General features: G+C 68.5%; 22 protein-coding genes. 19 read left to right on the forward strand and 3 right to left on the reverse strand.

Features of this window, described 5'->3' with window-relative positions; genetic code table 11:
* Positions 1 to 55: 55 nt before the first annotated feature.
* Positions 56 to 748 (forward strand): ligase-associated DNA damage response endonuclease PdeM, encoded by a 693-nt coding sequence (pdeM, locus tag KBZ19_RS00650; protein WP_255099327.1) that lies wholly within the window; start codon positions 56 to 58, stop codon positions 746 to 748.
* Here the strand turns inward: pdeM and KBZ19_RS00655 are convergent.
* Positions 705 to 1,139, reverse strand: coding sequence for a CBS domain-containing protein (locus KBZ19_RS00655; protein ID WP_094510782.1), 435 nt, complete (start codon positions 1,137 to 1,139; stop codon positions 705 to 707). The genes pdeM and KBZ19_RS00655 overlap by 44 nt on opposite strands.
* A gap of 125 nt (positions 1,140 to 1,264) precedes the next feature.
* Between KBZ19_RS00655 and KBZ19_RS00660 the strand changes: the two genes are divergently transcribed.
* Positions 1,265 to 1,858 (forward strand): CDP-alcohol phosphatidyltransferase family protein, encoded by a 594-nt coding sequence (locus tag KBZ19_RS00660; RefSeq protein WP_255099329.1) that lies wholly within the window; start codon positions 1,265 to 1,267, stop codon positions 1,856 to 1,858.
* Here the strand turns inward: KBZ19_RS00660 and KBZ19_RS00665 are convergent.
* On the reverse strand, positions 1,830 to 2,747 hold the full coding sequence (locus KBZ19_RS00665) for an NAD-dependent epimerase/dehydratase family protein (RefSeq protein WP_255099330.1): 918 nt from the start codon (positions 2,745 to 2,747) through the stop codon (positions 1,830 to 1,832). The genes KBZ19_RS00660 and KBZ19_RS00665 overlap by 29 nt on opposite strands.
* 136 nt (positions 2,748 to 2,883) lie before the next feature.
* Between KBZ19_RS00665 and hisA the strand changes: the two genes are divergently transcribed.
* The 5 genes from hisA to fumC all read left to right on the forward strand — a co-directional run bounded on the left by hisA (position 2,884) and on the right by fumC (position 8,848).
* Positions 2,884 to 3,645, forward strand: coding sequence for a 1-(5-phosphoribosyl)-5-[(5-phosphoribosylamino)methylideneamino]imidazole-4-carboxamide isomerase (gene hisA / locus KBZ19_RS00670; RefSeq protein ID WP_255099331.1), 762 nt, complete (start codon positions 2,884 to 2,886; stop codon positions 3,643 to 3,645).
* Between the two features lie 165 nt (positions 3,646 to 3,810).
* Positions 3,811 to 4,173: a Fur family transcriptional regulator gene (locus KBZ19_RS00675; protein ID WP_094510784.1), complete on the forward strand. Its 363-nt coding sequence runs from the start codon at positions 3,811 to 3,813 to the stop codon at positions 4,171 to 4,173.
* A 969-nt stretch (positions 4,174 to 5,142) separates the two neighbouring features.
* Positions 5,143 to 6,837: a DUF3685 domain-containing protein gene (locus KBZ19_RS00680; protein ID WP_255099332.1), complete on the forward strand. Its 1,695-nt coding sequence runs from the start codon at positions 5,143 to 5,145 to the stop codon at positions 6,835 to 6,837.
* Between the two features lie 38 nt (positions 6,838 to 6,875).
* Positions 6,876 to 7,472, forward strand: a complete 597-nt coding sequence (locus tag KBZ19_RS00685) for a thylakoid membrane photosystem I accumulation factor (RefSeq protein ID WP_255099333.1) — start codon at positions 6,876 to 6,878, stop codon at positions 7,470 to 7,472.
* A complete protein-coding gene (gene fumC / locus KBZ19_RS00690; RefSeq protein ID WP_255099334.1) occupies positions 7,472 to 8,848 on the forward strand; it encodes a class II fumarate hydratase in 1,377 nt (458 codons plus the stop codon). Before KBZ19_RS00685 ends, fumC begins: the two co-directional genes overlap by 1 nt.
* A 5-nt stretch (positions 8,849 to 8,853) precedes the next feature.
* On the opposite strand, the gene KBZ19_RS00695 is transcribed toward fumC, so the two are convergent.
* A complete protein-coding gene (locus KBZ19_RS00695) occupies positions 8,854 to 10,236 on the reverse strand; it encodes a PhoH family protein (RefSeq protein ID WP_255099336.1) in 1,383 nt (460 codons plus the stop codon).
* Between the two features lie 88 nt (positions 10,237 to 10,324).
* Between KBZ19_RS00695 and KBZ19_RS00700 the strand changes: the two genes are divergently transcribed.
* The 12 genes from KBZ19_RS00700 to accD all read left to right on the forward strand — a co-directional run bounded on the left by KBZ19_RS00700 (position 10,325) and on the right by accD (position 20,888).
* A complete protein-coding gene (locus KBZ19_RS00700; protein ID WP_399220065.1) occupies positions 10,325 to 11,581 on the forward strand; it encodes a F420-0:Gamma-glutamyl ligase in 1,257 nt (418 codons plus the stop codon).
* Positions 11,582 to 11,651: 70 nt separating this feature from the next.
* Entirely contained in the window at positions 11,652 to 12,800 is a 1,149-nt protein-coding gene (locus KBZ19_RS00705) for a hypothetical protein (RefSeq protein ID WP_255099337.1), read from the forward strand.
* Positions 12,797 to 13,288: a Holliday junction resolvase RuvX gene (gene ruvX, locus KBZ19_RS00710; protein WP_255099338.1), complete on the forward strand. Its 492-nt coding sequence runs from the start codon at positions 12,797 to 12,799 to the stop codon at positions 13,286 to 13,288. The genes KBZ19_RS00705 and ruvX overlap by 4 nt, the downstream gene beginning before the upstream one ends.
* Positions 13,289 to 13,318: 30 nt before the next feature.
* Positions 13,319 to 13,873, forward strand: a complete 555-nt coding sequence (locus KBZ19_RS00715) for a DUF3727 domain-containing protein (protein WP_094510671.1) — start codon at positions 13,319 to 13,321, stop codon at positions 13,871 to 13,873.
* Positions 13,870 to 14,385, forward strand: a complete 516-nt coding sequence (locus KBZ19_RS00720; RefSeq protein WP_094510672.1) for a YqeG family HAD IIIA-type phosphatase — start codon at positions 13,870 to 13,872, stop codon at positions 14,383 to 14,385. The genes KBZ19_RS00715 and KBZ19_RS00720 overlap by 4 nt, the downstream gene beginning before the upstream one ends.
* Positions 14,382 to 15,503: a glutamate 5-kinase gene (proB, locus tag KBZ19_RS00725; protein WP_255099340.1), complete on the forward strand. Its 1,122-nt coding sequence runs from the start codon at positions 14,382 to 14,384 to the stop codon at positions 15,501 to 15,503. The genes KBZ19_RS00720 and proB overlap by 4 nt, the downstream gene beginning before the upstream one ends.
* A 47-nt stretch (positions 15,504 to 15,550) precedes the next feature.
* Positions 15,551 to 16,603, forward strand: coding sequence for a UDP-3-O-(3-hydroxymyristoyl)glucosamine N-acyltransferase (gene lpxD, locus KBZ19_RS00730; RefSeq protein ID WP_094510674.1), 1,053 nt, complete (start codon positions 15,551 to 15,553; stop codon positions 16,601 to 16,603).
* A gap of 90 nt (positions 16,604 to 16,693) precedes the next feature.
* Complete coding sequence (leuB, locus tag KBZ19_RS00735) at positions 16,694 to 17,782, forward strand: 3-isopropylmalate dehydrogenase (RefSeq protein WP_255099342.1); 1,089 nt, start codon at positions 16,694 to 16,696, stop codon at positions 17,780 to 17,782.
* A 47-nt stretch (positions 17,783 to 17,829) separates the two neighbouring features.
* On the forward strand, positions 17,830 to 18,732 hold the full coding sequence (locus KBZ19_RS00740) for a phosphoribulokinase (RefSeq protein ID WP_255099343.1): 903 nt from the start codon (positions 17,830 to 17,832) through the stop codon (positions 18,730 to 18,732).
* A gap of 130 nt (positions 18,733 to 18,862) precedes the next feature.
* The gene (locus KBZ19_RS00745; protein ID WP_094510786.1) at positions 18,863 to 19,099 is read left to right on the forward strand and encodes a hypothetical protein; all 237 of its coding nucleotides are present in this window, start codon (positions 18,863 to 18,865) and stop codon (positions 19,097 to 19,099) included.
* Positions 19,096 to 19,938, forward strand: coding sequence for an A24 family peptidase (locus KBZ19_RS00750; protein WP_255099345.1), 843 nt, complete (start codon positions 19,096 to 19,098; stop codon positions 19,936 to 19,938). Before KBZ19_RS00745 ends, KBZ19_RS00750 begins: the two co-directional genes overlap by 4 nt.
* A gap of 74 nt (positions 19,939 to 20,012) precedes the next feature.
* Positions 20,013 to 20,888, forward strand: a complete 876-nt coding sequence (gene accD / locus KBZ19_RS00755) for an acetyl-CoA carboxylase, carboxyltransferase subunit beta (protein WP_094510678.1) — start codon at positions 20,013 to 20,015, stop codon at positions 20,886 to 20,888.
* Positions 20,889 to 20,896: the final 8 nt, after the last annotated feature.

A 20,896-nucleotide genomic window follows, 5' to 3' on the forward strand; every position in this document is an offset into this window, starting at 1 on the left:
TGGCGAGGGAAACTGGGTATCGGATGGAACACATCTGCAGCACAGCTGCGCACAAATGCCTTTGACGGAACACCTTCCCTTCCTCTGGCGTGGTCACAGGCTCGAGCTGCTGGGGGCGCGGGCGGTGTGGGATCCGACGCAACGTCTGCTGTTGGTGGCGGACCTGCACCTGGGCAAGGCCGAGTCGTTTCAGGCCCATGGCGTGCCGCTGCCCAGCGATGGCGATGCCTCCACCCTCAACGCCCTGATCGCGCTGGCGCACCGCTGGCAGCCGGCTGAGGTGGTGGTGCTGGGTGATCTGATCCACGGCCGGCTCGGCCTCACCGGCGAACTGCGTCAGAAGATCCGGGCCTTGCCGGAGCTGCTCGGTTGCCCGCTCACGCTGATCGCTGGCAACCACGAGCGGGGCAGCTGGCTGGAAGGGCTGGTGCAGCAGCCCAGCAGCCGTCGCGGCCCCCTCTGGCTGAGCCACGGGCCGGAACCGCTGCCAGTGGGCGGGGGTGAACTGCTGCAGCTCTGCGGCCACCTGCATCCGGTGGCCACAGTCGGTGACCGCAGCGATCGGCTGCGCCTGCCCTGCTTCGTTCACGACGCGGAGGCTCAGCGCCTGGTGCTGCCCGCCTTCGGCAAGCTCACCGGCGGCCACCCCTGCGAAGACCACCATCAGCGCTGGCTGGTGGCCGACGGCGCGATCGTGGCCTGGCTCAGGCCGCTGCCGCCAGAGCGCGCACCACATCGCCGCGGGTGAGCACACCCACCAGCTTGTCGCCCTCAAGCACGAACAGCCGCTGGGTGCTGCGGTCCTGCAGCAGCCGGGCCGCGTCCGGCAAGGACAGATCGGCACTGCAGGTGTGGGGGTGCGCACCCATCAGTTCACCCACCGTGCTGCCCAGCACCTGGTGCACCTGCCGATCCCAGTCGAGCGGATTGCGCAGATAGATCACCGCGTCCAGCAGCATCACGTAGGGGCCGGCGTCAAAGCCGCTCTCCTTCACCATCAGGTTCTGTTCGGTGAGCTCCCCCACCAGCGCTCCCGCCGCATCCAGCACCGGCAGTCCGCTGATGTGGTGGTCGCTCAGCAGTTGCACCGCCTGCTGCAGAGGGGTTTCGGGCGTCACGCTCAACACCGGGGTGGTCATGGCCGCCGCCACCCGCAGGGCCGGCTGGGAGTCGAGGGTCATCGGAGCGTTGCGATTGCAATGGTTCTAGGCCAGCGAGGGGTCGGGATCCGCGGCAGCAGACTGGCCCTTCCGGCCTGCCCAGCTTGACGCCGACACCCCAGCACCGCCCCACAGGCCGACCTGCCGCTTCTGCAGCCCGGCGCCTCGCCGATGGGCTCACGCTGGCGCGGGCCGTGGTCGGCTTGCCGCTGCTGCTGCTGCTGGCCGCCGATCAGCAGGGGGCGGCCTGGTTCCTGCTGCTGCTGGGCGGCTTCAGCGACTGGGCCGACGGCGTCCTGGCCCGCCGCGCCGGCGGCGGTTCCGCCTGGGGTGCTCGCCTCGATCCCCTCACCGACAAGATCCTGATCAGTGCACCGCTGCTGTGGCTGGGCGCCGCCGGACGCCTGCCGCTCTGGGCGGTGTGGCTGCTGCTGGCGCGCGAGCTGCTGATCTCCGGCTGGCGGGCCGGCCAGGGGGATGGCGGCCCCGCCTCCCGCGCCGGCAAGGCCAAGACGGTGCTGCAGTTCAGCGCGCTGCTGCTGCTGCTCTGGCCCGAACGCTGGGGGCTGGGCCTGGGCCAGGCCGGGTTTGTCGCCGGGCTGCACAGCGCCGGTTGGTGGCTGTTCTGGCCCTCGCTGGCGCTGGCCCTGAGCTCGGCGCTGGGATATCTCAGCCCAGCAGCGCCGCGTCGCCACTGAAATCCGGGCGGGCGGCGGGACGCAGGGCGTAATCGTTGGTGTAGCTGTCCGCCAGGCCGGCATCGAGATCGAAGGCCGGCGTCCAGGCCAGCTCCCGCTCCAACCGGTGCACATCGGTGAGGAAATGGGCCAGGCGCAGGGGAAAGGCCTTACGGGCCTTGGGGTCGAGGCTCGAGGGATCGAAACTGCGGATCGTCACCGCTGCCGGATCCTTGCCGCAGGCCCGTGCCGCTGCCGCCACCAGCCCGCGGAAGGTCACGCCCTTGCGGCCCGAGCAGTTGTAGATGCGGTTGGTGGCGGCCTCCACCTCCAGGCAGCGGGCCATGGCCGTGGCCAGGTCACTCACGTGGCCCAGCTGGGTGATGGTGTTGCCGTCGCCGGGCAGGGGGACCGGCTGGTCGTGTATGAGGCGGTCGAAGAACCAGCTCTCCACCGGGTTGTAGTTGCCGGGCCCGTAGATGTAGGTGGGCCGGAAGCTGGTGAAGGGAATGCGCTCGGCCCGCAGCCAGTCTTCGGTGTGGAGCTTGCCGGCATGGCGGCAGGCGGGGTCGGTGGGCGCGGTTTCATCCAGCGGCCACAGCTCACTGTCGGCATAGACGCCGGCCGAGCTCACGTACACGAAGCGATGGGCGGGGGCGCCGGTGCGCTCCACCACCGCCCGGCTGTCGTCGAGGTTGCGGCCGCTGCTGTCGATGATCACGTCGAAGGCGCGACCGCGCAGCGGTTCGAGCGCGGCGGCGTCGCTGCGGTCGCCCACCAGATGCTCCACCCCGGCCGGCACCGGATTGCGGCCGCGGGTGAACAGGGTGAGCGCATGGCCATAGCCCTGCAGCTGGGCCACCAGGGGCTTACCGATGAAGCGGGTGCCACCCATCACCAGGATCTTCACGGAAGCAGCGGCAACGGCGCCGCCATTCAAGCGCTGAGCGGGGCGGGAGCCGCCACCGCATGCACCCCCAGTGGGCAGGTGCTGCCCCACCCCTGCCGGCGAGGATGGGCCACGACCACGGCTCACCCGCTCCGCCATGCAGATCATTCCCGCCATCGACCTGCTCGACGGCCACTGCGTGCGACTGCACCAGGGTGATTACGACCAGGTCACCCACTTCAACGACGATCCGGTGGCGCAGGCCCTCGACTGGCAGAGCCAGGGGGCCGAGCGGCTGCATCTGGTGGATCTCGATGGCGCCCGCAGTGGTGAACCGGTCAACGATGCGGTGGTGCGCGCGATCACGGCGGCGCTCCGTATTCCGGTGCAGCTGGGCGGCGGTGTACGCACGGCAGAGCGGGCAGAGGCGCTGCTTGCCGCCGGCCTTGAGCGGGTGATCCTCGGCACGGTGGCGATCGAACAGCCGGAGCTGGTGCAGGCGCTGGCGGCCCGCTTCCCCGGCCGGATCGTGGTGGGCATCGATGCCCGAGGCGGCAAGGTGGCCACCCGGGGCTGGCTGGAGGACAGCGCCGTGGAGGCCACGGCGCTCGCGGCCAGCTTCAAAGGCAGCGGTGTGGCGGCGATCGTGAGCACCGACATCGCCACCGATGGCACCCTGGCCGGCCCGAACCTGGAGGCGCTCCGCGCGATGGCCGCCGCCAGCCCGGTGCCGGTGATCGCCTCCGGCGGCGTGGGTTCCGTCACCGATCTGCTGGCCTTGCTGGCCCTGGAGCCGCTGGGCGTGGAGGCGGTGATCGTGGGCCGGGCGCTCTACGACGGAGCGATCGACTTTCGTGAAGCCCTGCAGGCCGTGGGACCGGAGCGGTTACAGGATCCAATTCCGCCGAGCGTCTGCTAGGGGCCGATCCCTTACCCCAGGGGCAAACCGATTAAGGTTGAGGTAAAGCATTCGTATCCACGTGTGAAGGCTGCGACTGCCCCACCGCTGACCAACGGGCAGAGCACAGGCCCCACCGCCCTCGCGGGGGTGATCGAGGTGTTTGGGCGCTGCCGTGACTTGGGCATGCGCCTCAGCCGCCAACGCAAGCTTGTGCTGGAACTGCTCTGGCGAGAGCGGCGCCACCTCAGTGCCCGCGACATCTTCGAGCGCCTCAATCAACAAGGCCGCCGCATCGGCCATACCTCCGTCTATCAGAATCTTGAAGCTCTGCAGAGCGCTGGAGTGATCGAGTGCCTCGACCGCGCCAATGGGCGCCTCTACGGCTACCGCAGCGACCCCCACAGCCATCTCACCTGCCTGGTGAGCGGTGAAATCCAGGACCTTGACGTGGTGCTCCCCGATGACCTGGTCCGCCGCATCGAAGAGCTCACTGGCTACACGATCGAGTCGTACACCCTGCAGCTGGCCGGTCGGCCCCGCCAGTGAGCGCGGTGGAGGGGCGCAGGGGAAAACAGGTGGCGAGAATCAGTGGCATCCAATGCTTTCAAGTGACGTGAAATCAATCCAACTGACATCCAATGTCAGCTTGTGACATCACGAGGATGTTCCTCTTTGCTGCAACCTGCGGGGACGACATTAGCCAAAGGGGGCCAGAACAACGGAGACAGCTCGACGAATCTGAACGTGCATCCAGACGTTTCGACTCGACGCAGATGGAATCCATAGCAGTGCGATTCTTCACCGCTGGTGGGAGCCCCTGGAAGCATCGCTTTCTCGCCATCTCGTTTTGTCGCTCATGATGAAGAAGGCGTGTGGATCCTTCAGGGGCAATAGGTGCTCCTTCGCGGAAGGTTGAATCGCGAGACAGCGAATGCATCGAACGACTTAAGCCAGGGCGGACAGACTTCAGAACGAACCAACTCCAGAAACGACGGATTCCGCAGGCAACCAGAAACGCGGGTTATTGGAGTCGCAGCTCACAGGATTCGTAAGCTGGCGAATCCAGATGTCATCCCCATCGAGGAAAGAGAAAAGACCCCTCAGGATTCTCTGCGAGACACAACCCATCCTCCAGCTCTGCAACCAAATCCTGATTCAGGGCGCTGATGGTCTGGTAGAGAAGACATGACTTTCAGGCCAGCCGGCTGTCTTTGGATGGCGCGTGGATGGCGCGTTGGATGGGATGTTGGATGGCGCCGATCCAGCGGGACAGAACCGCTAAGGAATGCGGCAAGACAACACCAATGGAGCGCATTCGTGACGGCAAGCCTGAACTCCCAGCCCCCTGCCAGGACCCGTCGCCACCGTTGACCTGGGGATCAGGGAAAAAGCAAGACCTGCACAACGTGATCGGCACAGCCCCCAGACCGCATCTGTTCACTTCACTGGCCTCCAATCAAGCTGGAGAATTCGCCGTCAGGTCGTTACCTTGGCTCCAATGAGCGCACGCCCCCAGTGACACCAGCCCCTGAGGACTCTCCAGCCACGGCAACTAACCGTCCCAGGATCCTGCTGTTCGCCGACCCCTTGCTGCGCGATGGCCTCAGCCGCCTGCTGAGTGCCGCGCCCTGTGCCGCCGAGGTGTTCACCGATCCAACCGCCTGCAGCCGTGCGCCCCAGCTGCTGATCTGGAGTGTGAGCGCGCCGGTGCAGCCCGCCAACATGCTGCGAGAGCTGCAGCGATTGGAGGAGCGCTGGCAGCCTGCCCCGCTGCTGTTGCTGCTGCCCGCGCAGCCGGGTTGCTCCAGCGATTGGTTGCTGCAACTGCCCGTGGCCGGCCTTCTGCAGGACCCCGATCCGGACACCTTGCTGGCGGCCGTGAGCACCCTGCTGGCCGGTGGGCGAGTGGTGGAGCTTCAGGGCGACGGGGCTCCTGCCCCAGAGGCCACGCCGCTGATGGGGCCGATCGGGCTGGGGCAATGGCTGCTGCAGAGCGGCCTGCAGCAGATCGATGCGGAGCTGCGCCTCTGCCGTCGCCTGCTCACCCCGCCGCCGGACACCTTCCTGCTGCAGTTGATCCTGGAGGGCCGGTTGCGCGAGCTGGGCGCCGCCCGCTCCTTGCTGCTCTGGCTGTGGGGGCCGCTGGTGCTGGCCTGGGGCGATGCCCAGATCAGCGACGACGGTGGACTGCCCAGCCAGGCTGTCATTGGCGACCTGCCGCAACCTCCGGCCAGCGGCAGCACGGCGATCACCCTGCGGCAACGCACCGCCGAAGGGGTGTGGAGCGCGATCCGCCAGCGGCTCCAGGAGTCCAGCCTGGCGGGGCCGCTCGATCCGCATGCCGGCACCCTGTTCGCGCTGCAGGGGCTCAGCGTGGAGCGGCGCCGCGACCTGCTGCTCGCCCTGCTGGGCCAGCTCGATCAGCTGCTGCTGCGGCTACGGCAGGAACGGCCGGCCACCGACACGCTCGAGGCCCGCTGGCAGGCGCTGCAGCCGGAACTGCGCCGCCATGCCCTGCGGCAGGTGGCCGGGGCCTACGTGCGGCTTCCTCTCGATGGTGTGCTGCTGCCGGTGGCCGACCACCTCAGCAGCACCACCGTGCTCACCAGCGACGACCCGGAACTGCCCGCTTCCCTGCCGATGCTGAATGCGCTGATGGGGGGGCAACCGCTGCTGGTGGACGGCCGCCTGCTGTCTCCCGATGAACCCACTGCCCTGCTGCACCTGGAAGCCCTGGTGAGCAACTGGCTGATCCGCACCGCCGAGCTGATCAGCGCCGAGCTGCTGGCCTGCTGCGGCGACTGGCCGGAACTGAGGCGCTACCTGTTGGTGAATGAGCTGCTGGCCACCCGCAGCCTCGAACGTCTGCGTAACCAGCTCAATGCCCAGCAGCGCTGGAGCAGCTGGTTCGAGCGCCCGATCCAGCTCTATGAGAGCCGGAGGCTGCTGTATCGGTTGGAGGCGGGCAGGATCACGCCGTTGCTGCTCACCGAACCCCGCGACCGTGAGCTGCGGCAGTTGGGCTGGCTGCAGCAGACGGTCACGCTGGCTCTTGAAGCCCGCGATGCCCTGGCACCGCAGCTGCAGGCGTTCCTGCGCCAGCTGGGCGATCTGCTGGTGGTGGTGCTCACCCAGGTGATCGGCCGGGCCATCGGCCTGATCGGCCGGGGCATCCTGCAGGGAATGGGCAAAGGCATCAACCGTCCCTGAGCGGCGGCTGGGCCCTGGTCTTTCGGCTGGGCGTCACAATGACCCCAACCCGCCTCCCGCTTCGGTTGCTGCGCTCTAACGCCTTTCCCTTCCTGATCCGCCGCAGCCTGGCGCTGCTGGTGGCGCTGTTCCTGCTGCTGGCTCCAAGACCGGCTCTGGCCTCGCTCACCACCAACAGCTACGACGGCAACATCTTTGCTCTCTACGCGGGCAATGGCTCGCTGGTGCCACCCCGCAGCACGCTGGCCCAGGCCCGCGCCGACCATCGGCCTGTCGTGCTGGTGTTTTATCTCGATGACAGCGCCGACAGCAAACAGTTCGCGCCGGTGCTCTCGGAGCTGCAGCGCCTGTGGGGCCGCACGGTGGAGCTGATCCCCCTCACCACCGATCCGCTGCAGGGCCTGGCCGATCAGGGTGCTGACGATCCGGTGCACTACTGGAACGGCACCATTCCCCAGGTGGTTGTCTTTGATGGAGATGGCAAGGTGCTGCTCGACGCCAACGGACAGGTGAACACCACCACGATCAGTGCCGTGCTCAGCAAGGCCACCGGTGTGGAACCCGCCGGCGGCGAGCGGGCCACCAGCACCCGCAGCTTCAACGAGCTCAACAGCGAAGTGGTGTCCGGCAGCTGATGGCCACCCGCACCGAAACCGACAGCCTGGGCCCGGTGGAGGTGCCGGCCCAGCACTACTGGGGCGCCCAGACCCAGCGCTCCCTGCATTTCTTCCCCTTCGGTGAGGCGATGCCGCTGCAGCTGGTGCACGCGTTCGGCCAGCTCAAAGCGGCCTGCGCCGAGGTGAACCGCGACATGGGCCGGCTGCCGGCCGAGCTCGCGGAGCTGATCGTGGCAGCGGCCGAAGAGGTGGCCTCAGGAGCGCTCGATCCGGAATTCCCGCTCAAGGTCTGGCAGACCGGCTCCGGCACCCAGACGAACATGAACGTCAATGAGGTGATCGCCAACCGGGCGATCGACGCTGCCGGTGGCACGCTCGGCAGCAAGCGGCCTGTCCATCCGAACGACCACGTCAACCTGAGTCAGTCGAGCAACGACACCTTTCCCGCCGCGATGCACATCGCCGTGGCGATCGAGCTCGAACGCACCCTGCTGCCGGCGGTGGAAGCCCTCGCCGCCACCCTGGCTGCCAAGGCCGAGGCTTACAGCAGCATCATCAAGATCGGCCGCACCCACCTGCAGGATGCGGTGCCGCTCAGCCTGGGCCAGGAATTCAGCGGCTACGTGGCCCAGCTGCAGCTGGCCGCCGCTGGCTTGCGTCTGCTTCTGCCCCAGGTGCTGCAACTGGCGATCGGCGGCACGGCGGTGGGCACCGGCCTCAATGCCCCCAGGGGCTACGGCGAGGCGGTGGCGGCACGGCTGGCGGAACGGATCGGCTTGCCCTTCACCAGCGCCGCCAACAAATTTCAGGCCCTGGCGAGCCATGAACCGCTGGCCGGTGCCCATGGCGCGCTCACGGTGCTGGCGGGCAGCCTGATGAAGATCGCCAACGACATCCGCTGGCTGGCCAGCGGCCCCCGCTGCGGGCTGGGGGAACTGGTGCTGCCGGAGAACGAACCGGGGTCCAGCATCATGCCCGGCAAGGTGAATCCCACCCAGTGCGAGAGCCTCACGATGGTGGCCGTGCAGGTGATGGGCAACAACACGGCCGTGCAGATGGCCGCCAGCCAGGGCAACTTCGAGCTCAACGTGTTCAAGCCGTTGATTGCGCTCAACCTGCTCCAGAGCATCGAATTGCTGGCCGGCGGCTGCCACGCGTTCCGTGAACACTGCATCGAAGGGCTCGAACCCGACCGCGCCCGCATCGAAACCCTGCTGGATCAGAGCCTGATGCTGGTCACCGCGCTGGCTCCGGCGATCGGTTACGACGGTGCCTGCCGCATCGCCCGCCACGCTCATGTGCACCGGCTCAGCCTGCGCGAAGCGGCGCTGGTGCTTGGAGAGATCAGCCCGGAAGCCTTCGACCGCTGCATTGACCCCGCCCAGATGATCTGAGCGGCTCAGAGCAGATTCGCCGCCAGCTCCGCCAGAGCAGAGCGTTCTCCTTTCTGCAGGGTCACGTGGCCGGCCAGCTGCTGTCCCTTGAACTTCTCCACCAGCCAGGTGAGCCCGTTGCTGTCAGCATCCACGTAGGGATTATCGATCTGGTAGGGATCACCGGTGAACACGATCTTGGTGCCTTCGCCCACCCGGGTCACAATCGTCTTCACCTCATGGGGGGTGAGGTTCTGGGCTTCATCCACCACCATGAACTGGTTGGGAATCGAGCGGCCGCGGATGTAGCTGATCGCCTCCACTTCCAGCAGGCCCATGCTCTTGAGATCCAGCCAGTTGTTGCGCGGGCCCCGGGCGCCACGGGCCGGTGCCTGGCCGGGGTCGTCGCTGCCGAGCAGATAGTCGAGGTTGTCCACGATCGGTTGCATCCACGGGCCCATCTTTTCCTGCAGGTCTCCGGGCAGAAAGCCGATGTCCTTGCCGAGGGGGATCACGGGCCTGGTCACCAGCAGGCGCTGGTAGGTGTGGTCATCGGCCACCTGATGCAGACCGGCCGCCAGGGCCAGCAGGGTCTTGCCGGTGCCGGCCTTGCCCACCAGCGTCACCAGCTGGATCGAGGCATCGAGCAACAGATCGAGCGCGAAGGTCTGCTCCCGGTTGCGCGCCGACACCCGGCCCAGCTTGGCGCGGGACACCTTGGCCAGAGGCCGCAGCTGGGCGGCAGGGGAGCAGTAGCGCGCCAGCAGGGTGTGGCCGGGCTGGGCCGCATCCACCAGGGTCAAGCCCTCGTTGGCCTGCAGAGGGGGAGCCTCGGGCGGCGGCGGAGGCAGTTCGGCAACGGCCAGGCTGCCCTCGCGCTGCAACTGCTCCATCTGGGCGGCGTTCACCCACCACTCGGCGGTGCCGGGGTAGAGATCGGCGATCGCCACCTTGTCACTGGTGTAGTCCTGAGCGATCAGGCCCACCGCATCGGCCTTGATGCGCAGGTTGGTGTCCTTGGTCACCAGGATCACGGGCGGCTGGCTGCCCATCACGCCCTGCAGGCGCTGCTCCAGCGCCACCGCCAGGATGTTGTTGTCTCCGTTGCCCGATTTGAGTTCCGGCGGCAACTGGCTGAGTGTTTCGCTGCGGCAGAACACCACCTTCAGCTGGCCGTGGGCGATCGGGTCGATCTCCACCCCCTCCGCCAGGTTGCCCTTTTCACGCAGCCCGTCGAGCAGGCGCGACACCTGACGGGCATTGCGGCCCTTCTCGCTGCTGTCGCGTTTGAAGCGATCGATCTCCTCGACCACCTCAATCGGAATCACGACGTTGTTGTCCTCGAAGCGCACCAGCGCCCGCGGGTCGTGCAGCAGAACGTTCGTATCGAGAACGAAGGTCTTCTTCATGGCGTGCCGGCGTGCTGCCGCCCAGAAAGCTAGGGCGGTGCTGAGGCCACCATCTACGCTCCCGCTGTTTCGCCGCCCGCAGCACTCCGTGGCCCCATTGCCCGCTCCTCTGTGCCTGGCCCTGATCGCCGCTCTTGGCTTCGGCGCCCTGCTGCTGTGGCTGGAGCTGCGCCACCGGCTGCGGCCCGCTTCACCGCTGCGGCTGGATTCCCATGACTGGACGGTGCAGGAGCACGCAGCCGCCACCACCGGAGCGGCCCCTGCGGCGGTCGCGGGGGCCATCACCGTGGAAGGCGTGCTGCGCCTCAGCAACCCCCATGCCCGCATGGAGGTGATGGTGCCGGAAGTGGAGCTGCGGCCCACCCTGCTGGGCAAGGGCGACCTGAGCGGGGTCACCGTCACGGCCCGCCTCACCGCCGCCCATCCCGATGAGGACACCCGCCCCGATGGCTACTGGGCGGCCTACATCGTCAAAGGGAACAAGCAGACGGAGGCCCGCGTCTCGCTCACGATCGCCGCGCCGGCCGGCCGGCCGTCTGATGGCGCCGCCGGGCAGCAGCCGATCAATCCCCTTGCCCTGATCGACACCCTCTGGCTCGAGGTGTTGTGGATCAACTACGGCCCCTTTGGACGGCTGCAACGCCGTGACGGTCTGCTGATACCCCTGCGCAAGCCCGAGCCCCTGCAACCCGCCACCGCCCGCTGGCGAGCAGGGGAAGCCTGTCAGGTGCTGCCGCTGCCCACCCATCTGCTCGGCGTGCTGGATGATCCCGCCGACGTTCTGCGCCGCTACGCCGCTGCCGTGCTGCAACCCGGCGACATCCTCACGATCGGCGAAACACCGCTGGCGGTGATGCAGGGCCGCTACCAGCACCCGGCCATGGTGGAGCCATCGGCCCTCGCCCGCCTGCTCTGCCGGGTGTTCCATCCCACCAGCAGCCTGGCCACCGCCTGCGGCCTGCAGACCCTGATCGACGACGTGGGCCCGGCGCGGGTGCTGTGCGCCTGGCTGGCGGGCACCCTGATGAAACTGGTGGGCAGCCGCGGCGGCTTCTACCGCCTGGCGGGAGAGCAGGCACGCCTGATCGATGACATCACCGGCACCACCCCCCCCTACGACCAGACGATCGTGTTGGGCCCGGCCCACCCCGAGCGCAGCTGCCGTGAACTGGCCAGGCAACTGGGCGTGCCGGTGGCGGTGGTGGATGTGAATGATCTGGGCCGGGTGAAGGTGCTGGCCGCCAGCGAAGGCTGCGATGAGGGCCTGCTGCAGCGGGCATTGCGGCCCAATCCGGCCGGCAATGCCAACGAGCGCACGCCTCTGGTGGTGGTCCGCCCCGCCTGACCCTCACGCGCTGGTACCCCTCCGGCCAGCCGGTCCAGAACCGATACAGTCGGGTCACGACTGAAGTCACGTGCGGCACCCCATCCCCCTACGCCCCTCGGGAGGTGACCCGCTCGCCGCGCCGGGGGAGCTGCAGATCGAGCCGTTGCAGGGCTGGTCGTTGCCGCTGCTGAACGATGCCGCCTTCGCTGATCTGCAGCCGCTCTTGCAGCGCTCCCTTCTGCTGCGTCAGCCGGAGCGCCTGCTGAGTGCCCTGGTGCAGCGCCCGCCCCTGGTTCCTGAGGTTCTGGTGGCCTACGAGACAGCCGATTGCATGCTGGGGGTGAGCGTGGTGCGACGCCTCAACCGGAGTGGCAGCTGCTGGGGTGTGGAGGCGTTGCGGGTGGCACGCACCGCCCTGCAGCGGCCAGGCAGCCTCAGCGGCCAGGAGATCCAGGCGGGCCTGCTGCGCGAGGCGCTGCACCGCTGCAGCGGTGCCGCCAGCTGGATCGCCCGCTGTGACAGCACCGACACCGACCGGCTGGCACTGCTGCGGGAGCAGGGCTTTCAGCCCCTGCGGCACGAGGTCTCCTGGCTGTGGAACGCCCCGGCAGAGCCGGGCCCGGCTCTGCCGCCCCCTGGCGACCTGCAACTGCGGCCCCTGAATCGGCGCACCGCCGGCCTGATGCTGCACCTGGAGCAGGCGGCCTGCCCGGCGCTGCTGCGCCAGCTGCTTGACCGCCGGGTGGAGGATCTGCTTGACCAGAGCAGCGGCCCCAGTGCGCTCTGGCTCGACCCCAGCCGCCAGCAGGCAGTAGCGGGCGTGCGCCGGCTGCATCACCAGGGCCATGGCCCGGTGGATGTGCAGCTCACGGTGCATCCCGGTTGGTCGCGGCTGCACGGCCCGGCGCTGGAGCACCTGCTGATCCAGGCGGTGGCCAGCGATCCGGTGGTGCGCCTCTGCAGTGATGCCGGCGATGCGGAGCGCTGCGCCTGGTTGCGCAGCATCGGCGCCAGCCTGGAAGGCGAGCGGCTGCTGATGGCGCGCAGCGTCTGGCGCCGCCACGAGCAGGCCAGCAGCCGCGCCGCCAACTGGCGCCTCGACACCGTGCTAGAGCCGTTCAAACCACGCCGTCGCACGGTGCCCACCCCTGCAGGACCGTCGGCGCTCACGCCCGCCGCACGCCCAACGCGGGCACTGGTGAGTGCCTCCTCCAGTGCGCTGTCCACCCTCCGGTGAGCGCCACCCCCGGCACGCGGCAACAACGCCAACCCCCACAGCCCCGCTCCGTGCTGGCGCTGGATGTGGGGCGGCGGCGCATCGGCCTGGCCGGTTGCGATCCGCTCGGGCTCACGGTCACCCCACTGCCGGCACTGGCGCGCGGGGCCTACGCCCACGACCTGGAAAGCCTGCGCGCCCTCAGCGCCAGCCGGCGGGTGCAGGCGCTGGTGGTGGGCCTGCCGCTCGACAGCCACCAGCAGCCCACGCCCCAGGCGGCCCACTGCCGCCGCTACGGCGAACGGCTGGCCCGCCACCTGAGCCTGCCGCTGGCCTGGGTGGATGAGCACGCGAGCAGCTGGGAAGCGGGCGAGCGCCACCGCCTGCACGGTGACCGCAGCGGCGCGCTCGACAGTGCCGCAGCGGCGCTGCTGCTGGAGCAATGGTTGCGGGAAGGTGACGAGCCGGTGACCTTGGCGACCCCCCTGCGGACAGCAGGCCGGCGCTGAGACATTCTGAGAGGGTCTGACTCCCCCTCCATGAGTGCCGAAGGCCCCTCGATCACAGGATCCGGTGACGTGCCCACGGTTCTCGTCCGTGACGACCACGACCGCCAGCTGCTCTGCTTCCTCGAACAACTGATCCCGCTTGATGGGCACGATTACGCCCTGCTCACGCCGGTCGATACCCCGGTGTGCCTGTTCCGCCTGCAGGGCGACGACGAACCGGAGCCGATCGAAACCCTCGATGCCACGGAACCGATCCTGTCGGTGGCCGATGTGGTGCTGCAGGAGCACGACCTCACCCTGGTGCGTTCCGCCGTCACGCTCACGGTGAGCGGTGAGCTGGAGGAGCCCGATCCGGAGGATCTCGACGACGAGGACGGCGACGAAGACGACGACACCGACACCTACGAGCTGCTCGTCAGCTTCATGGTCGAAGACCAGGAGTACGGCCTGTACATTCCGCTCGACCCCTTCTTCGTGGTGGCCCGCATGCACAACGGCGAAGCAGTGCTGGTGGAAGGCGAGGAATTCGACCGCGTGCAGCCGCGAATCGAGGCTGAACTCGACGACAGGGAGAGCGCTGGGTGACCTCCCGCCACCTGCTGCAACCCGACTGGGAGCTGCAAACCAGCCTGGCCGGCCTGCCGCTGGAGCGGCTGATCGCCCAGAACATCAAGGCGCTGGTGCTGGATGTGGATCGCACCCTCATCCCGCGCCGGCAGTCGCAGCTGCCGCCTGCCGTGGAGCAGTGGCTGATTCAAGCCAAGCCGCACCTGCGCATTCATCTGTTCAGCAACAACCCGTCCCGGCGCCGCATCGGAGCGGTGGCGGATCAGCTTGACCTCCCCTACACCGTGTCAGCGGGCAAGCCGCGCCGCAGCACGCTGCGGCGGGTGCTGGCTGAGCTGAATCTGCCGGCGCGGCAGGTGGCCGTGGTGGGGGATCGCCTGTTCACCGATGTGCTGGTCGGCAACAGGCTCGGCCTGTTCACGGTGCTGGCCAAGCCGGTGGATGTGCACGGGCTGCCCTGCCGCGTCGACCATCTGCAACGGCTGGAGGTGCGGCTGGCGCGGCTGGCGGGAGCGGACCTGAAGGGATGACGCGACGTGTGATCAAGGTGGGCACCAGCCTGCTGCGGGGCTCGGCGGATCGCGACACCGCCTGTGTGATCGCCGATCTGGCGGCCAGCCTCAGCCAGCAACGCCGCCGGGGCGATCAGGTGACCCTGGTGACCAGCGGCGCCGTGGGCCTGGGCTGCCACGCCCTGCAGCTGGATAAGCGCCCCACCGAAGTGGTGGCGCTGCAGGCGGCGGCGGCGGTGGGGCAGGGCCAGCTGATGGGGCTTTACGCCGAAGCCTTCGCCAGCCACGGTGTGCGTGTGGCGCAGGTGCTGCTCACCCGCGGCGACCTGGCCTCGCGCCGCCGCTACCAGAACGCCTGCCGCACTCTGGAACACCTGCTGGGTTGGGGCGTGATTCCGATCGTCAACGAAAACGACACCCTGGCCACCGACGAACTGCGCTTCGGCGACAACGACACCCTCTCGGCGCTGGTGGCGGTGGCGATCGGCGCCGAGGAACTGGTGCTGCTCACCGATGTCGACCGGCTCTATTCCGGTGATCCCCGCAGCGATGCCACAGTCGAGCCGATCGAGGAGGTGCGTGACCTCCAGGAGCTGGCCCGGCTCAGCAGCGTGGCCAGCGGGGGCGGGCGCTGGGGAACCGGCGGCATGACCACCAAGCTCACTGCCGCCCGCATCGCCACCTCCAGCGGGGTGCGCGTGCGGCTGGCGGACGGCCGCGACCCGCGCGTGCTGGAGGCCCTGGTGGCAGGCGAGAAAGTGGGAACGGTGTTTCAGCCCAGCTCCAGACCCCTTGCCGACCGCAAGGGCTGGATGGCCCATGCCCTGCTGCCCAAAGGGGATCTGGTGATCGATGCAGGGGCGCAGAAGGCGCTGGTGGAGCGGGGCGCGTCCCTGCTGGCGGTGGGCATCCGCGCCGTGGAGGGCCGCTTCGGCCGCCAGGACGCGGTGCGGCTGGTGTCGTTGCAGGGAGAGGAAATCGGCCGGGGCCTCTGCGCCCTGAGCAGTGAGGAGGTGCGGCAGGTGCTGGGCCTCAGCAGCAGCGACGTGCAGCGGGAGCTGCAGCAACCGGCAGGAGCGGCGGTGGTGCACCGCGACCATCTGGTGCTCACGGCCCTGGCACCCGCCAGCGACTGACCGCAGGGCAGGCCTACGATCCGGCCTCAGTTCGCGGCTCCGGCAGCATGCGCTTCAGCACCCTGCTGCTCCAGCTCGCCCAGCGGGGCCTGCTCAACGACTCCGCACCGCGGCATCTGGCAGGTGACCCCGAACTGAGCGGGGCAGCCGCCGTGGATCAGGCCGCTGCCGGCCAGCTTTCCTTTCTCGAGCCCGGCCACCAGCTCAGTGCCGCCCTGGCCACCTGCCACGCCTCGGCGCTGCTGCTGCCGCTCGACCCGGAACTGCAGCAGTTGGCGCAGGAACGGGGCATGGCCTGGGTGGCCCTGAAGGATCCGCGGCTCGGGTTCGCTGAGGCCCTGGCGGCACTGCACCCGCCCCGGCACTGGCCCGCCGGCATTCACCCGTCGGCGGTGATCGATCCGAGCGCCAGCGTCGGCACCGGCGTGCACATCGCCGCCCATGTGGTGGTGGGGGCCGACTGCCTCGTGGGTGAGGGCTGCGTGCTCCATGCCGGCGTGGTGCTGTACCCCGACGTGCACCTGGCCGAGGGCTGCGAGCTGCATGCCAATGCGGTGCTGCATCCCGGCAGCCGTCTGGCGCGCGGCTGTGTGGTGCACTCCAACGCCGTGATCGGTTCGGAGGGTTTCGGCTTTGTGCCCACCGCCAATGGCTGGCGCAAGATGCCCCAGACCGGCCTGGTGGTGCTGGAGGAGCAGGTGGAGGTGGGCTGCGGCACAACGATCGATCGCCCATCGGTGGGGGAGACACGCATCGGCGCCGGCACCAAGATCGACAACCTCGTGCAGATCGGCCACGGCGTCGTCACCGGCCGGGGTTGTGCGCTGGCCGCCCAGGTGGGCATCGCCGGTGGCGCCCGTCTCGGCAACGGTGTGATCCTGGCGGGCCAGGTGGGTGTGGCCAACCGCACCACGATCGGGGATCGGGCGATCGCCTCGTCCAAGTCGGGCTTGCACGGCGACATCGCCGCCGGCGAGGTGGTGAGCGGCTATCCGGCGATCCCGAACCGCCTGTGGCTGCGCTGCTCGGCCGCCTTCAGCAAGTTGCCGGAGCTGGCCCGCAGCGTGCGCCAGCTCAAGGCCGCCGCCGGCGACCCCTGAGGACTGTGCGGGTGGGTCTATGGCTGTGCGTGTGGATCAGCGCCTGAGCCGGTAATCTCGCCAGTTGCCCCCGCCGCCTCGGCTGAACGCATGACCACGTACCGGATCACCCTCCTGCCCGGCGACGGCATCGGTCCGGAGATCACAGCGGTGGCCAGGCGGCTGCTGGAGGCAGTGAGCGCCAGCCACGGTTTTTCCCTCAGCTTCGACGAACAGCCGGTGGGAGGAGCGGCAATCGATGCCTGCGGCGTGCCGTTGCCGGAGCGCACACTCGAGGCCTGCCGCCAGAGCGATGCGGTGCTGCTGGCAGCGATCGGTGGTCCCCGCTACGACGGCCTGCCGCGCGAACAGCGCCCGGAAAGTGGCCTGCTGGCCCTCAGGGCCGGCCTCGGCCTGTTCGCCAACCTGCGCCCGGTGAAGATCATTCCGGCCCTGGCGGGCGCCAGCAGCCTCAAGCCTGAGGTGATCGAGGGCGTCGACCTGATGGTGGTGCGCGAGCTCACCGGCGGCGTCTACTTCGGCACCCCGAAAGGCCGGGTGGAGGCCGGTGGGCATGTGCGTGCCTTCAACACCATGGCCTACAGCGACTACGAAATCGATCGCATCGCCAAGGTGGCCTTCCAGCTGGCGACGGAACGTCGCGGACGGCTGTGTTCGGTCGACAAGGCCAACGTGCTCGATGTGAGCCAGCTCTGGCGCGACCGGGTCACGGCGATGGCCGCCGACTATCCGGCGGTGGAGCTCAGCCACCTCTACGTCGACAACGCCGCCATGCAGCTGGTGCGCTGGCCCAAGCAGTTCGATGTGCTGCTCACCAGCAACCTCTTCGGCGACATCCTCAGCGACGAAGCCGCCATGCTCACCGGCAGTATCGGCATGCTGCCGTCCGCCTCCCTGGGCAGCGACGGGCCGGGCCTGTTCGAGCCGGTGCACGGCTCAGCACCCGACATCGCCGGCCAGGATGTGGCCAATCCGATGGCGATGGTGCTCTCGGCCGCCATGCTGCTGCGGGTGGGTCTGCAGCGGCCTGAAGCCGCCGACGCCCTGGAGCGGGCCGTCGACCAGGTGCTGGCAGCGGGCTGCCGCACCGCTGACCTGATCGGTGAGGCCGACCTCGCCACCAGCTGCACGCGGCTGGGTTGCGCCGCGATCGGTGATCGGCTGCTGGAAGCCCTCTGACCGGCGACCTGCCAAACTCACAGCCTCGTTTCTCCCCCGCTGCACCGATGTCCAAACGTCACCCGGTCGTGGCTGTCACCGGCTCCTCGGGCGCAGGCACCAGCACGGTCAAGCGTGCCTTCGAGCACATCTTCCAGCGGGAGGGCATCCAGCCGGTGGTGGTGGAGGGCGACAGCTTCCACCGCTTCGAGCGCGGCCCGATGAAGGAGGAGATGGCGAAGGCCCAGGCCAACGGCATCAACTTCTCCCACTTCGGTCCGGAAGCCAACCTCTTCGATCAACTCGAGGATCTGTTCCGGGCCTACGGCGAAACCGGCAGCGGCAAGAAGCGCTACTACCTGCACTCGGTCGAAGAGGCCGCCGAGCACAACGCCCGACTTGGCACCCAGCTCGATCCCGGTCAGTTCACACCCTGGGAAGAGATCCCCACCGGCACCGATCTGCTCTTCTACGAAGGCCTGCACGGCGGCGTGGAGGGCGACGGCTACGACGTGGCCTCCCTGGTCGACCTGCTGATCGGCGTGGTGCCGATCGCCAACCTGGAATGGATCCAGAAGATCAGCCGTGACAACGCCGAGCGGGGCTACTCCGCCGAAACGATCGTGGACACGATTCTGCGGCGCATGCCCGACTACATCAACCACATCTGCCCCCAGTTCAGCCGCACGGACATCAACTTCCAGCGGGTGCCCACTGTGGACACCTCCAACCCATTCATCTGCCGCAACATCCCCACCCCTGACGAGAGCTTCGTGATCATTCACTTCCGCAAAGGGGCGCGGGAGAAGTGGGGGATCGATTTCTCCTACCTGCTGCGCATGATCAACGGCTCCTTCATGTCGAGCCCCACGAGCATCGTGGTGAACGGCGGCAAGATGGGCTTCGCGATGGAGCTGATCCTCACCCCGATCATCCACCGGCTGATCGAGGATAAGAAGAGCCTCTTCTGACCGATTAAGCTGCGCCCAAAGGTCGCGCCGGGGGAGGACGATTTCCATCGCCACATCTCCTGATTCTTCATCCGGTTCCGTCCCCCCGTCGTTCGTGATTCGGGGGGCCGCCGGCGCGGCCAACCATTCCATGCGCTGGGATCGGATCAACAGCGGCGATGTGCTCAGGCGAGCCCGTCAGGTGTACTACCACTACTGCGAACATGTCCCCGGCGGTAGTGAACCGCTGGGGATCGTGCTGCAGGAAGCCACTGATCAGGGCCGGGTGGTGTTCGAAGCCCCGGTGCTGTTGCCGGAGGAGCGGTTCATTCCACTGGAGATGATTGGCGGGCGGGGCGCACGCTCCCGCAACAACCGACGTCCATGACCCCCATCAGCCTCGAACCGATCGCCGTGCTGGCAGCCGTGCTTGGCGCCTGCGTCGGCAGTTTCCTGAACGTGGTGGCCTGGCGCCTGCCGCGCCGCGAATCGATCCTTTCGCCCCCCAGCCACTGCCCCCACTGCGGCACCACGCTGGCCTGGTATGAAAACCTGCCGGTGCTGGGCTGGCTGTGGCTGCGGGGCCGCTGCAACCACTGCCACGCACCGATCTCTCCCCGTTACCCGCTGGTGGAGCTGCTCACCGCCGGGCTGTGGGTGGCCGTCGTGCTGGCCAGCCCTTCCGCCATGGGCGCGCCGCCGCTCTGGCTGCTGATGATTGCCGGCTGGGCGCTGATCAGCCTGCTCGTTCCGTTGGTGCTGATCGATGCCGATCAGCTGTGGCTGCCTGAACCGCTCTGCCGCTGGGGCCTGGTGGGGGGTCTGGTGGTCACCGCGCTGCTGGGGATCAGCCAGTCGGAGGCGATCGCCCGCCAGCTGCTGGTCAACCACCTGCTCGCCGCCGCCGTGGGGCTGCTGGTGTTTGAAGGGCTCAGCGCCCTGGGCGAGAAGCTGCTGGGCCGCCCCGCCCTCGGTCTGGGCGATGCCAAGCTCACGGCCCTGCTGGGGGCCTGGCTCGGGCTGCAGGGCATGGGCCTGGCGGTGGCCCTGGCCGTGCTGGGTGGCGCGGCACTGGGCTCGATCGGCCGCCTCACCGGCCGCCTGGGCCCACATCAGCCCTTTCCATTCGGCCCCTTTCTGGCTTTCGGCGGCATCGCCGTGTGGCTGGCAGGCGAAGGCTGGTGGTTGCGCTGGTTCGGCGGCTGGCTGGGCTACCAGAGCCTCTGAGCGGCTTGCAGCGGCATGGCGCCGGCAGCGGCAGCTTTTAATGGTGATCCGTTCTTGCGCCTGTCGCCTTTCCCGTGTCGCTGTTCGACTGGTTCGCCGATCGCCGCAAGGCTGCACCGGTGGTGCGCGCCCCCCAAGAACTCGACGAGGGCGACGGGCTCTGGAGCAAGTGCCCGGAATGCGGCCTGGTGGTCTACCGGAAAGACCTGATCGCCAATGCCAGCGTCTGCAGCGGCTGCGGCCACCATCTGCGCATCGACAGTGAAGCCCGCCTGCGGCTGATCGCCGATGAGGGCACGTTCCAGCCGCTCGATACCGATCTTTCCCCCACCGATCCGCTCGCCTTTAAAGACCGGCGCAGCTATGCCGATCGCCTGCGCGACACCCAGAGCAGCACCGGTCTGCGCGATGCGGTGATCACCGGCCTCTGCCGGATCGAGGGCATGCCCCTGGCGCTGGGCGTGATGGATTTCCGCTTCATGGGCGGCTCCATGGGTTCGGTGGTGGGCGAGAAGCTCACCCGCATGATCGAAACCGCCACCTTCCGCCGCTATCCGGTGTTGATCGTGTGCGCGTCTGGCGGGGCCCGCATGCAAGAAGGCATGCTCAGCCTGATGCAGATGGCCAAGATTTCCGGCGCCCTGCAGCGGCACCGCCAGGAGGAGCTGCTCTACATCCCCCTGCTCACCCACCCCACCACCGGTGGCGTCACCGCCAGCTTCGCGATGCTGGGCGACCTGATCCTGGCCGAACCGAAGGCCCTGATCGGCTTCGCCGGACGCCGGGTGATCGAGCAGACCCTGCGCGAGAAGCTGCCGGAAGGCTTCCAGACGGCCGAATATCTGCAGGATCACGGCTTCGTCGACCTGATCGTGCCCCGCACCCGCTTCCGCTCCACCTTCGCGAGCCTGCTGCGGTTGCATGGCGTCACCCCCGCCGTAGCCGCTTGATGGGCTGG

Source organism: Synechococcus sp. L2F, assembly GCF_024345695.1.
GTDB lineage: Bacteria > Cyanobacteriota > Cyanobacteriia > PCC-6307 > Cyanobiaceae > MW101C3.